The sequence below is a fragment of the Pseudoalteromonas maricaloris genome, assembly GCF_024746855.1.
Classification (GTDB): domain Bacteria; phylum Pseudomonadota; class Gammaproteobacteria; order Enterobacterales; family Alteromonadaceae; genus Pseudoalteromonas; species Pseudoalteromonas maricaloris.
Genome location: NZ_CP024625.1, coordinates 17,479 through 32,500 on the forward strand (window position 1 = coordinate 17,479; position 15,022 = coordinate 32,500).

16 protein-coding genes (1 of these 16 cut by a window edge) are annotated in these 15,022 nt (G+C 44.9%); 10 read left to right on the top strand and 6 right to left on the bottom strand.

All coding sequences use genetic code 11. The features are described 5' to 3' along the window. The first annotated feature begins 62 nt into the window (after nt 1-62). The 4 genes from CTT31_RS00065 (at nt 63) to CTT31_RS00080 (ending at nt 3,699) form a co-directional block, all read left to right on the top strand. Complete coding sequence (locus tag CTT31_RS00065; RefSeq protein WP_211858942.1) at nt 63-680, top strand: YigZ family protein; 618 nt, start codon at nt 63-65, stop codon at nt 678-680. Nucleotides 681-743: 63 nt separating this feature from the next. Next, nucleotides 744-2,195 carry a TrkH family potassium uptake protein gene (locus tag CTT31_RS00070; protein ID WP_010376815.1) on the top strand — a complete coding sequence of 484 codons (1,452 nt, stop codon included), beginning with the start codon at nt 744-746 and terminating at the stop codon, nt 2,193-2,195. Between the two features lie 158 nt (nt 2,196-2,353). Further along, a complete protein-coding gene (locus CTT31_RS00075; RefSeq protein ID WP_239360173.1) occupies nt 2,354-2,887 on the top strand; it encodes a hypothetical protein in 534 nt (177 codons plus the stop codon). Between the two features lie 128 nt (nt 2,888-3,015). Continuing rightward, a complete protein-coding gene (locus CTT31_RS00080; protein ID WP_260491731.1) occupies nt 3,016-3,699 on the top strand; it encodes a flagellar brake protein in 684 nt (227 codons plus the stop codon). A 6-nt stretch (nt 3,700-3,705) separates the two neighbouring features. Here the strand turns inward: CTT31_RS00080 and trkA are convergent, their stop codons facing one another. From trkA to def, 4 genes are read right to left on the bottom strand one after another with little or no spacing between them, the layout of a single operon-like run. After that, nucleotides 3,706-5,082 carry a Trk system potassium transporter TrkA gene (gene trkA, locus CTT31_RS00085; RefSeq protein WP_211858943.1) on the bottom strand — a complete coding sequence of 459 codons (1,377 nt, stop codon included), beginning with the start codon at nt 5,080-5,082 and terminating at the stop codon, nt 3,706-3,708. Between the two features lie 22 nt (nt 5,083-5,104). Then, nucleotides 5,105-6,388 carry a 16S rRNA (cytosine(967)-C(5))-methyltransferase RsmB gene (rsmB, locus tag CTT31_RS00090; protein WP_260491732.1) on the bottom strand — a complete coding sequence of 428 codons (1,284 nt, stop codon included), beginning with the start codon at nt 6,386-6,388 and terminating at the stop codon, nt 5,105-5,107. After that, entirely contained in the window at nt 6,385-7,332 is a 948-nt protein-coding gene (gene fmt / locus CTT31_RS00095; RefSeq protein WP_045988483.1) for a methionyl-tRNA formyltransferase, read from the bottom strand. Before fmt ends, rsmB begins: the two co-directional genes overlap by 4 nt. Before the next feature lie 33 nt (nt 7,333-7,365). Further along, nucleotides 7,366-7,878 (bottom strand): peptide deformylase, encoded by a 513-nt coding sequence (gene def / locus CTT31_RS00100; protein WP_069021921.1) that lies wholly within the window; start codon nt 7,876-7,878, stop codon nt 7,366-7,368. A gap of 127 nt (nt 7,879-8,005) precedes the next feature. Between def and CTT31_RS00105 the strand changes: the two genes are divergently transcribed. From CTT31_RS00105 to hemF, 6 genes are all read left to right on the top strand, one after another. Continuing rightward, nucleotides 8,006-9,145, top strand: coding sequence for a LysM peptidoglycan-binding domain-containing protein (locus CTT31_RS00105; RefSeq protein WP_260491733.1), 1,140 nt, complete (start codon nt 8,006-8,008; stop codon nt 9,143-9,145). A 47-nt stretch (nt 9,146-9,192) separates the two neighbouring features. Further along, on the top strand, nt 9,193-10,275 hold the full coding sequence (dprA, locus tag CTT31_RS00110) for a DNA-processing protein DprA (protein WP_045965318.1): 1,083 nt from the start codon (nt 9,193-9,195) through the stop codon (nt 10,273-10,275). A 4-nt stretch (nt 10,276-10,279) separates the two neighbouring features. Next, nucleotides 10,280-10,753: a DUF494 family protein gene (locus CTT31_RS00115; RefSeq protein ID WP_010376797.1), complete on the top strand. Its 474-nt coding sequence runs from the start codon at nt 10,280-10,282 to the stop codon at nt 10,751-10,753. Between the two features lie 198 nt (nt 10,754-10,951). Further along, the gene (locus CTT31_RS00120) at nt 10,952-11,518 is read left to right on the top strand and encodes a DNA topoisomerase family protein (protein ID WP_045965319.1); all 567 of its coding nucleotides are present in this window, start codon (nt 10,952-10,954) and stop codon (nt 11,516-11,518) included. Further along, the gene (tsaC, locus tag CTT31_RS00125; protein WP_045965321.1) at nt 11,515-12,093 is read left to right on the top strand and encodes an L-threonylcarbamoyladenylate synthase type 1 TsaC; all 579 of its coding nucleotides are present in this window, start codon (nt 11,515-11,517) and stop codon (nt 12,091-12,093) included. The genes CTT31_RS00120 and tsaC overlap by 4 nt, the downstream gene beginning before the upstream one ends. An 8-nt stretch (nt 12,094-12,101) precedes the next feature. Next, entirely contained in the window at nt 12,102-13,013 is a 912-nt protein-coding gene (gene hemF / locus CTT31_RS00130; RefSeq protein ID WP_045965323.1) for an oxygen-dependent coproporphyrinogen oxidase, read from the top strand. Nucleotides 13,014-13,059: 46 nt separating this feature from the next. Here the strand turns inward: hemF and CTT31_RS00135 are convergent, their stop codons facing one another. Further along, nucleotides 13,060-14,667, bottom strand: coding sequence for a methyl-accepting chemotaxis protein (locus CTT31_RS00135; protein WP_260491734.1), 1,608 nt, complete (start codon nt 14,665-14,667; stop codon nt 13,060-13,062). Between the two features lie 105 nt (nt 14,668-14,772). Continuing rightward, nucleotides 14,773-15,022: the 3' portion of a group II truncated hemoglobin gene (locus CTT31_RS00140; protein WP_045965327.1), read on the bottom strand. The gene runs 200 nt beyond the window's last position; 250 of the gene's 450 nt are visible here — the last part of the coding sequence; the start codon falls outside the window, past its right edge — the gene reads right to left on this strand; the stop codon is at nt 14,773-14,775.

Below are 15,022 nucleotides of genomic sequence, written 5' to 3' on the forward strand. Positions count from 1 at the left end.
CTTCTAGCGCTAAAAGCAAGTATATTTGGGGGCCGATTGGCTCCCTTTTAGTTTGGAACATTATGTCTGAATATTTCATTCCGAGTGGATCACTGAGTCATCATGAGGAAATTAAGAAAAGCACGTTTATCGTGCATTTGGCTCACACGCCAACCATCGAAGATGCTAAAGCGTTTATTAAACAGATTAATGATGCGTATCCTGATGCAAGACACAATTGTTGGGCCCATATTGCCGGCCCCCCAGGTGGTAGCCATGTTTTAGGGTTTTCTGATGATGGCGAGCCTAACGGGACGGCTGGTAAGCCAATGCTCAATGTGCTGATGGGATCAGGGATTGGTGAGATCACTGCGGTGACGACGCGTTATTTCGGTGGTATTAAGCTCGGCACTGGGGGATTGGTCAGAGCCTATGGTGGTACGCTTAATAACGCGCTAGCACAGCTAAGCACGACTAAAAAGGTACCGGCTTCTATTATTGTTGGCCACAGTGATTACCATCTTCAAGGTGTGATAGAGCAGCTATTACAAAGTCAGTTTACAGTGCTAAATTTAGATAAAGAATACGCTGCTAATATTACCTGGCAAATAGCAGTAGATAGTCGTGAAACACAACAAATCATTGATGCTATTTATGAATTAACCAATGGTGTTGTATTATTTAAGCAACTCAAGGAGTAGGCTCTACTTCTTTACATTCACTAATTAACCTCTGGTTAAATAACAAAAAGCGCAGCGTACAAAATGCAATTTCGTACCATAATAAAAATACTCGGGCAGTTAGTCGCTCTATTTAGTATCACTATGGTGCCACCAGCCATTGTATCTTTGATATACAAAGATGGTGGTGGTGTACCTTTTGTTTTAGCTTTCATTTTTAGTGTGCTAATGGGTTTGTTTGCGTACTACCCAAACCGCAAGGAAAACGGCGATCTTAAAGCCAGAGAGGGCTTCTTAATCGTTGTCTTATTCTGGCTGGTACTGGGGTCGTTTGCATCATTGCCGCTTATTTTCTTAGATAAACCGAATCTATCTCTAGCAGATGCCGTGTTTGAAGCTTTTTCTGGGCTGACAACGACAGGGGCTACGGTCTTGACGGGCATAGAGCATTTACCTAAAGCGGTATTATTCTATCGCCAGCAGTTGCAGTGGCTTGGTGGTATGGGGATCATTGTATTGGCCGTAGCCGTTCTTCCTATGCTTGGAGTTGGTGGCATGCAGTTATATCGTGCTGAAACACCCGGTCCAGTTAAAGACTCAAAAATGACACCGCGTATTGCCGATACCGCCAAGCACCTTTGGTATATCTATGTGTCTCTAACGGCGGCTTGTACGCTGGCTTATTGGATAGCAGGAATGAATTGGTTTGATGCGATCTGTCATGCGTTTGCCACGATAGCCATCGGCGGCTTCTCAACCTATGATGCTTCTATGGGTTACTTCGATAATCCATTTATTAATGTTATTTGTGTCGTCTTCTTGTTGATTGCTGCCATTAACTTCTCGCTACATTATGCTGCGGTATCGAGTCGCAATATTAAAGCCTATTTGCGAGATCCTGAGTTTAAAGTCTTTCTGTTTATCCAGTTAGCGTTGGTGGTGATTTGTTTTGCGGTATTGTCGTCAAACAATGTCTATGAAACGGGTGATGAGACCTTAGATCAAGCGATGTTTCAGGCTGTGTCAATTAGTACTACCGCGGGCTTTGCGACCGATAGCTTCTCAACCTGGCCGCTGTTTTTACCTATTCTCTTGATTTTCTCCAGCTTCATTGGAGGCTGTGCTGGCTCTACGGGTGGTGGTATGAAGGTTGTACGTGTCTTCTTGCTCTATTTACAGGGGATCCGTGAGCTTAATCGTTTAGTGCATCCGCGTGCTATATACTCGATAAAATTGGGTCGAAAGGCACTACCAGATAAAGTGGTCGAGGCTGTGTGGGGGTTCTTCTCGGCTTATGCACTGGTGTTTGTGATAATTATGATTGCATTGCTGGGGACGGGGCTCGATAACATTACTGCGTTTTCAGCAACTGCGGCTTGTCTAAACAACCTGGGGCCTGGATTGGGAGACGTTGCGGCGCATTATGGTGATATTAGTGATACCGCAAAGTGGATCCTTACGCTTGCAATGGTCTTTGGTCGCTTAGAGATCTTCACGCTGTTAGTCTTATTTACTCCTACCTTCTGGCGTGGGTAACTGTGCTTAAGTTGTGGGCTCCTTTGCTGAGAGCCTACAACTGACAGTGTCATTACCTCGTTTCTGCCACTCTAGTGACAAGTTGTCATCTTATCTTTGAACTTCGCAAAGAAAAAGTTAATAAAAATTTCAAAAACTCGGATTTTCGGGGTTTTCAAGTGTCAATATTTTTACAACGATTTAACTTGGAGGCGACGATATTGCTTGCCACACGCTTTTCAGATAAAGGATTTAAAGTGATAAAGGGATTTGCTGCTAGCCATGAGCAGGGTTTAGGTATGCAGCTTATAGAACGAAGCGTAATACAGTTGAATAGCTTAATCGATGAAGTCGGTTACTTGCAGCTTAATCAGCTTACATTAGGTCGTGCCCAGAGCTATGACTTATTTCATCAAGTTGGCTGTGAGAGCGGTGCGCGTTTCGTTGTTCAAGTGATCTCAGAAAATGAGCTCTGGCAAAAGCGCCAGATACCAGCAATTATCGATGATTTTGAAACTGAGGGAGTGGGCTGTTTATTCAAGCGTGATGTCTCGGGTATATTATTTGTTGCTAAGCGCAATAGCGAACCTATGATGTTATTTATTGAAGCAGAAGAGCTTGCATTGCCACAAAGTTCACTTGAAGTACAAAGTAGAATGATGACCCTAAGAGATGGCGCATTAATGCTAAAAAGCCATTTTTTAGTAAAGTAATTGACCCCTTTTTAGGTATTGTTGGTAGTCGAAGAGTTGTAATTAATCTGAATTCAGTTTTAAATAGCCTTCCGCTAAAACTGCTACAATAAAAAAGTAGTAGAGTAAACTCAGGAAGGGTTGGATCCATGTTAAAAACTCAGGAGGTTGGGCAGGATACTTTGCTCACCGCTATCAGCGCTGGAAGTCTTGTTGACTTAGAAATTTGTTTACCGGCAAATAGCAAAAGAGTAAAAACAGAATTCGTCGGTATGCTCCAAGGGGCATTTTTAATTCTTAACCATCCCAACCCTAAGCGATTAGGCGCGGCGCTGGACTTTGTGATGGAAGGGACTTCGGTTATCGTCCGAGCTTTACTCGAGAATGGCGATGGCCAAGTCATTGCATTCAAATCGCAAATAAAAGCGGTTTCAGTCCATCCCGCGCGGCTTATTTTTCTTTATTTACCCGAAAAGGTACAAACCTACAAACTCCGCTCGCAAAACCGTGTGCCAACCTTAATCCCCGCAAAATTTCACTGCCATGGCAGTAAAGATGTTGGGGTAATAAAAGACATTTCACTTGCTGGTTTACAGCTAGACTTAACGTCGATTGATGCCGAGCATATGGAAGAGGGGCTGAAATGTGAGGTTTTCATTGAAGGAAAAGAAGGGAATCAGATCACGCTAGAGGGCGATATTCGGCGCATAAAGAGCCATGATCAAATCGTCTCTTTAGGTATTCACTTAACCTCAGCTCCGGACATAATCCGTAGTGTATTAAAAGATTACCTAATCGATTTGTCTATTTTTCAAGATCAACAAGATACCTAGGGCGCTTTAAACGAATAAAGCGCTTACTTGGAAGAGTTTTTCCACAACACCGATTTGCTTTTTGTCGATCAGGAACATGATCACATGGTCACCAGAGAGAATAATAGTATCGTCATGTGCGATCAGTACATCTTCATCACGGACAATTGCACCAATAGTCGCGCCCGGTGGTAATTTAATATCTCGAATTGCACGACCGACAACCTTAGAAGTGTTTTCATCACCATGTGCGACAGCTTCAATGGCCTCTGCAGCACCTTTACGCAATGAATAAACGTTAACGATATCACCACGGCGAACATGGGTGAGTAGCGCTGAGATAGTCGCTTGCTGTGGCGAGATAGCAATATCAATGTCGCCACCTTGCACGAGGTCGACATAGGCACCACGTTGAATAAGCGCCATGGTCTTTTGTACGCCCATACGTTTTGCAAGCATCGCAGCCATAATGTTGGCTTCGTCGTCGTTCGTCACCGCGATGAACACATCTACTTGCTCTATATGTTCTTCTGATAGCAGTTCTTGGTCTGAGGCATCGCCACAAAAAACCACCGTATTATCGAGCGTTTCAGACAATTGTGTGGCACGAGTTTGATTGCGTTCAATAAGCTTAACGCTATGGTTCTTGTCTAATGAACTGGCCAATCCCGCACCTATGTTACCGCCACCGGCAATCATAATTTTCTTGTAAGAGCGCTCGAGCTTTTGTAGCTCGTTCATGACCGCACGAATATGCTTGGTTGCGGCGATAAAGAAGACTTCATCATCGGCTTCAATTACGGTGGTGCCGAGTGGCTTGATGGCTTTGCCCTGACGATAAATAGCGGCAACACGGGTGTCGACGTTTGGAATATGCTCTTTTAATGCAGAAAGTGCATAGCCAACGAGTAAACCGCCGTAATAAGCCTTAACCGCCACGAGTGATAGCATGCCCTCGGCAAATTGCAGCACCTGCAAAGCGCCTGGATAATCTATTAGCCTGCGGATATATTGCGTTACTAGCTGCTCCGGTGCGATGTAATGATCGACCGGTAAGTCGTCATTGTGAAACAGCTTTTCTTTGTACTTTAAGTATTGCTCAGAGCGGATCCGCGCAATTTTGGTCGGCGTATTGAAAATACTATAGGCAACCTGACACGCAATCATATTGACTTCATCTGAGCTGGTTACGGCGATTATCATGTCGGCGTCTTCAGCACCTGCTTGACGTAAGATCTCAGGGTGAGCACTGTGGCCAGTGACCCCCTGTAGATCGTATTTGTCTTGCAGCTCTCTTAAGCGCTCGCCATCGATGTCGACAACGGTAATTTCATTTTCTTCACCGACGAGGTTTTCTGCCAGTGTCCCGCCGACTTGGCCGGCGCCTAAGATGATGATTTTCATATTGGTTACGGTCGATTTTCTATTATTGTTTTGTCAACTTTGCGTAGTAAAACCCATCACTCAATCCGGGTAATAGCTGCAAGCCAGGTTGTGTTTGTGTGTCTGCATCATGCAAAGGTACAAGCGTCGCATCAGGGGTCACAGAAAGAAAGCGTGCGATCTGTTGCTGGTTCTCTTGTGGTAGTACCGAGCAGGTAGCATAAACTAGTGTGCCACCGGGCTTAAGCAATGGCCAGATTTTATCAATAATTTGTGCCTGTAACGTCACCAAGTTATCAATATCAGAAGCACGTCTTAGCCATTTGATGTCCGGGTGTCGTCTAATAACACCTGTTGCAGAGCAAGGTACATCCAATAAGATGCGATCATATTGCTCGCCATCCCACCATGCTTCGGGGTCACTTGCATCGCCCTCAAGGCATTTGGCTGACAATCCGATCCGTTCAAGGTTTTGCTCTACACGTTGCAAGCGATCACCATCAGCATCAATTGCAGTCACTTTGGTGTCTGCCAACTCCAAAATATGACAAGTCTTACCGCCTGGAGCGGCACAAGCATCAAGGATATTTTCACCCGTTTGTGGTGCTAATAATCTCGCGGCTTTTTGGGCGGCTGCATCTTGCACTGAGCAAGCGCCAGCGGCAAATTGTGGTAGCGTATAAACGTCAATCGGGCTATCAAGCAAGATCCCGTCAGGGTATTCACTATGAAGCTGATAGGCTACCCCTTCTTGGTCTAGCAGAGCTGCATAATCGGCAGTAGAGAATTGCGATTGGTTAACACGCAGCCACATTGGTGCTTGTTGTTGGTTCGCTTCTAAAATAGCTTGCCATTGAGTTGGGTAAGCCGCTTTTAGTTGATTGATAAACCAGCCCGGGTGGTTGTATAAACAAGCTGGGATTTCGGCTGCACTGGTTTCTAGTTCGACCTGATGACGTTGGAAGCTGCGCAAAATTGCGTTAACTAAGCCTTTCATGCCGGGCGCTCTTAGTGGCGTAAGTGCGTTTACCGTTTCGGCTACTGCAGCATGAGCTGGTACGCGCATATGTTGTAGTTGGTAAATACCCACATACAGCAAAAACTGGAAAACACGGCGCTTACCTTTAAGCGGTTGCTCAAGTAATTGCTGGCAATAGTGTTCAAGCGAAGGCAAATATCTTAATACGCCATAGCAAATTTGCTGTAGCAAGGCTTTGTCTTTACCGTCTAACTGGCTGGTGGCAAGTGGTAATTGAGCACTTAACGACGCGCCTTTATCGACGACTTGAAATAGGGTTTGGGCAGCGAGTGCGCGTACATTACTCACGCGTCACCAACCTTAGCACCAATTGCTACCCAGTCGGCTCGACCATTCAAAAAGTCTTGTGCAGACATGGGCTTTTTACCTTGTGGTTGTAAGGTGTGAATTTCCAATGCCTGTGTGCCACAGGCAATTACGATACCGTGCTTGTCCGCACGTAGCACATGTCCTGCATCACCTTGTTCGTCAACTACCTTCGCCTGCCAAATCTTGACGCTGTTACCTGCCATATTGGTAAAGCAAACCGGCCATGGATTAAATGCGCGGATGTTACGTTCAATTTGCGCAGCTTCCATCTGCCAGTCAATGTCGGCTTCTTCTTTGCTTAGCTTCTTAGCATAATTGGCTAGTGTATCGTCTTGCTTTTCTGGCGTGATCTCGCCTGCAGATAAGCGTGCTAGCGTATCAATAAGCGCGTCAGGGCCAAGTTCAGCAAGCTTGTTGTAGAGATCTGCACTGGTATCAGTAGCTGTAATAGGGCAGCGGGCGATGTGCAACATATCACCGGTATCTAGGCCCTCGTCCATTTGCATGATCGTTACGCCAGTTTCATTGTCGCCAGCCCAAATAGCACGCTGAATAGGCGCTGCGCCTCGCCATCGCGGTAAAATTGAGCCATGAACATTCAGGCACCCGAGTCGTGGAGTATCTAAAATGGCTTTTGGTAATAATACCCCGTAGGCAACAACAACCATGACATCGGCGCCAAGCGCAGCTAATTCTGCCTGTGCTTCCGGTGTTTTTAATGATTGCGGTTGTAGCACTGGCAGGTTGTGTTCTTGTGCTAGCACTTTTACTTCACATGCTTTGAGCTTTTTCCCGCGTCCTGCTGGGCGGTCGGGTGGGCAGTACACTGCCACGACGTCATGTTGTGATTGAATAAGTGCGTCAAGGTGGCGCGCTGCAAAGTCAGGCGTGCCTGCGAAAACGATACGCAAAGGATTACTCACGAAATACCCTAAAGTCAGTTAGTTGGAGATTGGTTAAGCTTGCTTTGCAGCGAGCTTAGCTTCTTTTTCAAGCTTCTTACGAATACGATCACGCTTTAGTGGCGATAGGTAATCGATAAATAGCTTACCAACTAAGTGGTCTAATTCGTGTTGAATACAAACAGCAAGCAAACCATCTGCGTCTAATTCATACGTTTCACCATGTTCGTTTGTTGCCTTTACCGTGACGGTTTCAGCGCGATCTACTTTTGCGTATGAATATGGCACTGACAAGCAGCCTTCTTCACTCACAGTAGAACCATCGCGTTTGGTTATTTCTGGGTTGATTAATACGCGCGGTTCATCGCGCTCTTCAGAAACGTCAATAACGACGATTCGCTGATGAATATCCACTTGCGTAGCCGCAAGGCCGATACCGTTTTCATCGTACATCGTTTCCAGCATGTCTTTAACTATTTGACGTACTTCGTCATTAACCTCAACTACAGGCTGTGCGACAGTGCGTAAACGCTCATCTGGGAACTTTAAAACTTCTAATATGGCCATGATTACCCTAAATCAATTTATCGTGTAAGCTGTTGTAAGCTAGTGTATGGTCTTATTTTAGCCATTCAAGTTCCCCTTTAACAGGTTTTGGTGGATAATAACCAAAAATAACCACAAGGAAGCCATCATGAAATATCCGATTGCTGCATTAATACTCGCTGGCTGCTCAGTTTTCTCTGTGAAAGCGGACACTTTGTCTGTAAAAGCAGATGCGCCGCAGCGTTATGTGGTGAAAAAAGGCGATACCTTGTGGGATATTTCAAAAATGTACTTACGTTCTCCATGGAAGTGGAAGCAATTGTGGCAGTGGAACCCTAGTATTCAAAACCCAGATCTAATTTATCCAGGAGATAGTCTTAAGCTACTCTACGATGAAAATGGTAATCCTATGCTGATGTTAGACAAGAGTGTGAAGAAACTGTCGCCGCATACGCGTATTGTTAACCAAAAAGCGGCTGCCATTCCTACGTTACCACTCCCTATCATGGAACCTTTTTTGCGTTTTGAGCAAGCGCTTTCTGAGTCGGAATTTTCTAATAGCCCAATTGTTCTCGGGGCTAACCGTAATATTAAAAATGCGACTCCGGGTCATCTTTTGTACGTTAAAGCTGATTTAGTAAAAGGCGGGCACTATGCCATCTATCGTCGTGGTGAAAGCTACCGTACCTTAGACAGCCAACAGCTACTTGGCTTGGAAGCCGTGTTAGTTGGTTCAGGCCATGTGGTTGAGCAGGGAGATATCGTGGCGGGGCGTCCAGCAAAGCTACAGTTAGAAGTTGCCAAACAAGAGGTTAGGGCCGGGGATATTGTACTACCCATATCTACAGGACAAAGTTTTCCGGCACAGTTTTCTATGTCTCGCCCTGAGCAACAAACTTTGGGCCGTATTATTGCGAGCGATAATAAGCTCAGAGAGTTTAGCACCATGAGTGTAGTGGTGTTGGATGTGGGGAGTAAAGCGCAGCTAAAAGAGGGACATGTCCTTGATATCGTAAGGCAATCGCCTACAGTTATAGAAAGCCAACACGGTCCGCGCTATATTGAAGATGCATCACGACTCGACAAACTGATCACCGAAATGGGATCTTGGTTTGGTGAGGAAAACGATGACGACAGCGTAGTATGGCATATGCCAAAGGAAAAAGTCGGTGAGCTGATGGTCTTTAAAGTGTACGAAGACTTAAGCTACGCTATGGTTGTTGAAACTTCGGAGCCGATCCGCGTTGGTGATCATGTACAAGCATTCAAGGAAACTGCCAGTAATTAAGTGGTAGAATTTCTCCTTGAGTGAGTCAGTAAACTCAAGGAGAGAGTATGAAACAAGCTAAACTAGCTCAAGCTTTGGCATTAACCCTGTGCCAAGGGCTGGGTATCAAAACCATCACCGCATTACTTAATCAAGTCCCCCTTGCGCAATTATTCACATTAAACCAAGATGAGCTTTGTCAGCTTGGGCTGCAAGAAAATGTTGCTGCTAACTTAGCGTGCACAGATTGGTCTCGTATCGAGCACATACTGGCTTATTGTCAACGTCAGCAAATTCATGTTGTATCTTTGTTTTCTCCTGAATATCCCGAGCAACTAAAAGAGATCTGTAATCCTCCCTTAGTACTATTTTGCAGAGGGAATATTGCGTTATTAAAACAACCACAAATTGCGATTGTTGGTAGTCGCAGTTCAACGAGAACTGGGCTTGGGCTTGCACATGAATTTGCACAGGGCTTAAGTCGCTCAGGGTTGGTGGTGACGTCGGGTATGGCAAGAGGAATTGATGGCGCAGCGCACCAAGGTGCACTTGATGTTCAAGGAGAAACCATTGCCGTGCTAGGGACAGGTGTTGATGTTGTTTACCCCAAACGCCATCAACGGCTTTATGAAGACATCGTACAGCATGGTTTGGTGGTGAGTGAATTCTTACCAAACACTCAAGCAAATAGTAATCATTTTCCGCGGCGCAATCGCATAATCTCGGGTTTATCTTTGGGTGTTTTGTTGGTTGAAGCCGAAGTAAAAAGTGGCTCGCTGATCACCGCACGCTATGCATTGGAGCAAAATAAAGAAGTGTTTGCGATCCCTGGCTCAATTAAAAATCGATTAAGTAGCGGTTGTCATTACCTGATTAAGCAAGGGGCAAAACTCACCGAAAATATTGAGGATATTTTGGAAGAAGTGAGCTTTTTTTGTGAAAACAGTCTATATAGTATAGAAATAGGGGAGCAAAAAGAGGAGCAATGTCCCGTATTAGAAAACCTTGGCTTTGAGGTGACGTCAGTTGACACTTTAACGCAAAGGACCCAGTGGCCAGTAGAACAGGTGATTGCCAGACTATTGGACCTAGAACTCGAAGATAAAGTAGAGCGTGTACTCGACGGCTACATAAAACTCGCGAGGGGTTAAGAAGATGTTTGATATTTTAATGTATTTATTTGAGAACTATATTCACAGTGAGGCAGAAATCTTTGTCGAACAAAACGAACTCACCGATGAACTCCTTCGCGCCGGCTTTAATCAAGGCGAAATATACAAAGCACTTGATTGGCTTGAGCAACTTGCAGATTTACAACACAGTGACGAAAACCCCTATTTAAATGCTAAACCGGACCATGCGACACGGATCTACACCGATAGCGAATGCAATATGCTAGACGTTGAGAGCCGTGGCTTTTTAATGTTTGTGGAACAAGTCGGAGTGATTGACAGTACTACCAGAGAAATGGTGATGGATCGCTTATTCGCGTTGGATAAAACCTATATCAGCCTAGATGATTTAAAATGGGTGATACTAATGGTGCTATTTAATGTGCCGGGTAAAGAACATGCTTATGCGCAGATGGAAGATCTGATTTTTACCGAGCCTGCATCTGTAGTTCATTAACTCTGCTCTAGCATGACAAGTTTCCTTCGGTAAGTTGAGGTTTTGACCTCAGCTTACCGCCTTTCAAATAATGTTCCTGCTTAGTTGAAAACACTGATATCAAATACTTGCAAGGGGGAATTTCCATCATTTCCTTGACCCTAAAAACGAGGCTATTATATTAGGCGCATACTGGCACAAGGGGGCGGTGGTAAAGCGATGAGTAAAATAGACCATGCATTATTTAATGCAGACAAACATGCATTAGAAAAAGAGTATGAAGTATGCCCAGAATGTGGCTCTGAGCTGGTAATCAAAAACAGTAAAAATGGTCCATTTATTGGCTGCGCTAGCTACCCTACTTGTGCTTATATTCGCCCACTCGCACACCATGATAGCCATGTAATTAAAGTACTAGAAGATGTGGCTTGTCCTGAATGCGGCAAAGATTTAGTGATAAAAAATGGCCGCTATGGCATGTTTATTGGCTGTACGGGGTATCCTGATTGCCACTATATTGGTCATGAAGATGCGCCACCCACAGCGGCGTTGCCAGCGTGTCCAAAATGCCAAAAAGGCAACCTAATTCAGCGTAAAAATAAGTTTGGTAAACACTTTTATAGTTGTGACACTTATCCAAGTTGTAAGTATACCTTGAACGCCAAGCCTGTAGAGAAGACCTGCCCTGAGTGTCATTGGCCCGTGCTGGTGGAGAAAACCCGAGCGGGTAAAGCTGTGCTACAATGCCCGCAGAAATCATGTCAAAAGATAGTGGAAATACCGTGAGTAATGACAATAAAGCGGATACTGCGACAATAACAACGCCTGAGTCAGCACTTCAAGCTGGCGAAGTGATCTGTTATCCAACGGAAGCCATTTATGGTTTAGGCTGTGATCCTGATAACCAAGATGCGGTCACTAAGTTACTAACAATCAAATCTCGACCCATAGAAAAAGGGTTAATCTTAATCGCCGACAATTATGGTCAATGTTTGCCCTACGTGGATGACAATAAAATCCCGATGGATAAGCGCGCTGATATTTTTTCGTCATGGCCTGGCGCCATTACTTGGTTATTGCCAGCGAAAGCCAGTACGCCGCATTGGTTAACAGGGGGACACGACACTATCGCTATTCGAGTTACTAGCCACCCCATAGCAAAGCAGTTATGTCAACGCTTTGGTAAGCCGATTGTATCTACCAGTGCCAATGTAACGGGTCAAACTCCAGTTGCTTCGTTGTCGGAAGCTCGTAGCCAGTTTGGCTCACAAGTTGGCTATTATGTTGAAGGTGAGTTAGGCGGTAATACGACCCCGAGCGTCATTAAAAATGCAATGACTGGCCATGTGATCCGAGGATAAAAAGTACCATGAGTAAAATAAACCTAGAGACCGTTAAAGCCTTTTTATTACAACTACAAGATAATATCTGCCAAGGCTTAGAGGCTGCCGATGGTAACGCTCAGTTTGTTGAAGATGCCTGGGAGCGTGCTGAAGGTGGTGGCGGTCGCACTCGCGTGATCCGTAATGGCGATGTTATTGAGCAAGGCGGGGTAAACTATTCACATGTTTTTGGCGCTTCTATGCCAGCCTCAGCGACGGCGCACCGTCCAGAGTTAGCAGGCAGAAGCTTCCATGCCTGTGGGGTATCTTTAGTGATCCATCCCAAGAATCCCAATATTCCAACTAGTCACGCCAATGTGCGCTTTTTCATTGCTGAGAAAGAAGGTGAAGAGCCGATTTGGTGGTTTGGTGGTGGTTTTGATTTAACGCCATTTTATCCAGTTCTTGAGGATGTGAAGCACTGGCACCAAGTTGCAAAGGATTTGTGCGCACCATTTGGTGACGCGGTATACGGTGACTACAAAAAGTGGTGTGATGAATATTTCTATTTAAAACATCGAGATGAGACTCGAGGTGTGGGTGGTTTATTCTTTGATGACTTAAACCAATGGGGCTTTGAAAAGAGCTTTGCATTTATGCAAGCTGTTGGTAACGGCTTCCTTGATGCTTATCTGCCTATTGTTGAAAAACGCAAAGATACACCGTATAGCGAACAAGAGCGTCAATTCCAGCTATATCGCCGAGGCCGTTACGTTGAATTTAATCTGGTATGGGATCGAGGCACATTGTTTGGTCTACAAACAGGTGGACGTACCGAGTCTATTTTAATGTCGATGCCACCATTGGCACGTTGGGAGTATGACTTCCAGCCAGATCCAGGATCGAAAGAAGCTGAGCTGTATAATTATCTTACGCCAAAGAATTGGTTGGCGATGTAATAGAGTAAAAAGGAGCCTCGGCTCCTTTTTACTTTTAGCGGTTCACTTAGTTTAATTTAAATCCGCGCACTTGCTCATCCAAATCGCGCGCAAGGGCGAGTAACTCCTCACTGATCTGTTTAGAGCCGTGGGCATCAACTAGTGAGCGCTCAGCATTATCGCTAATCGCGACTACGCTACGATTGATTTCTTCAGCGGCCAAGTTTTGCTGCTCAGTGGCATCGGCAATTTGCAGGTTTAAGGCATTAATTTCGTGCATCTGTGTCGAGATGTCTTTAAGCGCTTGTGCCACTTTCTTGACCTGATGTGCGCGGTCATCTGCTTCTTCGCAAGAAGCACTCATTGCTGCCACGGTTTGTTGTGCCTCGGACTGTAGCTTATCAATAGTACGTTTGATTTCATCGGTTGAGTCATGTGTTCGTGTCGCAAGTGTTCTGACTTCGTCCGCAACAACCGCAAACCCTCTTCCTGCTTCCCCGGCGCGCGCGGCTTCTATTGCTGCATTGAGCGCTAAGAGATTGGTTTGCTCCGCGATACTACTGATCACTTCGAGTACTTTACCCACTTCAAGAGTTTGTGCTTGAAGCTGAGAAACTTGTTCTGCAGCTTGCCTTACATCTTGTGCTAATTGGTTGATACTTTGCTCAGTATGATTAGCAACAGCCATGCTTTCCTCTGCGAGGTGATTGCTGCTATCCGACTTTTCTGATGCAAAGTGGGTGGTATTTTTTACTTCACTTGAAGAGCTTTCAAGCTCATTAATCGCGGCTGCAACAGAGTCCGTCCCTTGTTTTTGCTCTTGAATGGCAAGCTCAGTGGTTTCCGCTGAAGCATATATAGATTCTGCTGAGTGAATAAGTATTTTCGAAGAGTTGGATAACTGCGCAATATTGTCTTTAAAGCTATCCATCATTTTATTGAAGTTAATCGCCAAGCGTCCAAGCTCGTCATCGACTTGGTCGTCTATTCGTAATGATAGGTCTTTATTCGTCGTTGCGAGGCGCATGGTTCGGCCTAGCGTTTTTAGTCGTACTATAAAGAGCTTCCTAAAAAGTACGCCTAAAATCACAAAGGTGGTAATAAAGATAGCAGAGAGAAGCGCAGTGCTAAACCAAGTATTAGTCTGTACCGTATTATCAATATCATCCAAAGAGTAGCTGATCCGCACAACACCGAGCACATCGCCTTCCTTTGCCTGATGACAACCCAAGCAATTTGTTCCTTTATAGCTTTCTTTGGCCACCATCGGCTTTAAATAAGTCATGATGCGACTACCGTCGCGCTGTTCAATAACTAAGGTTTCTTTCCCGTTCAATGCATCAAACTCAGCCTCAGAGTTAGGTGCTTGATTTGCATTACCTGGACCGTAAAGCTTATTAACTTGCTCGGAGCGGATAATATGCGCATCTTCGATATTTGGATGATTGCGAATTTTATCACTCAGAATTTCACGGTTTGCCATGGTGCCGGTCAGCATCATAGTATTGATAGAGTCAAAGTAATTATCTGCCAGTAGCTTAATATTACTTTCGACTGTTTCTTCAGCGAGCGTCTTTTGTTGACTGCTGCTACTAAGGATACTGGCAATCAAGACGAGCACGCCCGTCACTGCCAGTAACGCATAAATTTTATGTTGAATAGATTTCACACGCATCGCACCTGTACACAATTAGAACAGTGATTATGCATCTCTACTCAAGAGCGGGATTTGACCTAGCGCAAAATAGCCGTGTAATTTTAATTAACTAATACTTTAGTTTTATTCCTGATTAATCATATGTGTCGCAAGCTGAGCGAGGGACTGCCTTAATCCTTCTCTTAATAATGGGTTTCCTACCTCTAAGTCTAATGCTGTATTCATGCAGTGCATCCATTGATCCCGTAAATCTTGGTCGATAGGGAAAGGCATGTGGCGCATTCTTAAACGTGGGTGACCATATTTCTCTGCAAATAAATCGGGCCCGCCTAACCAACCAGAAAGAAATTCAAAAAATACCTGTCTGATCCTA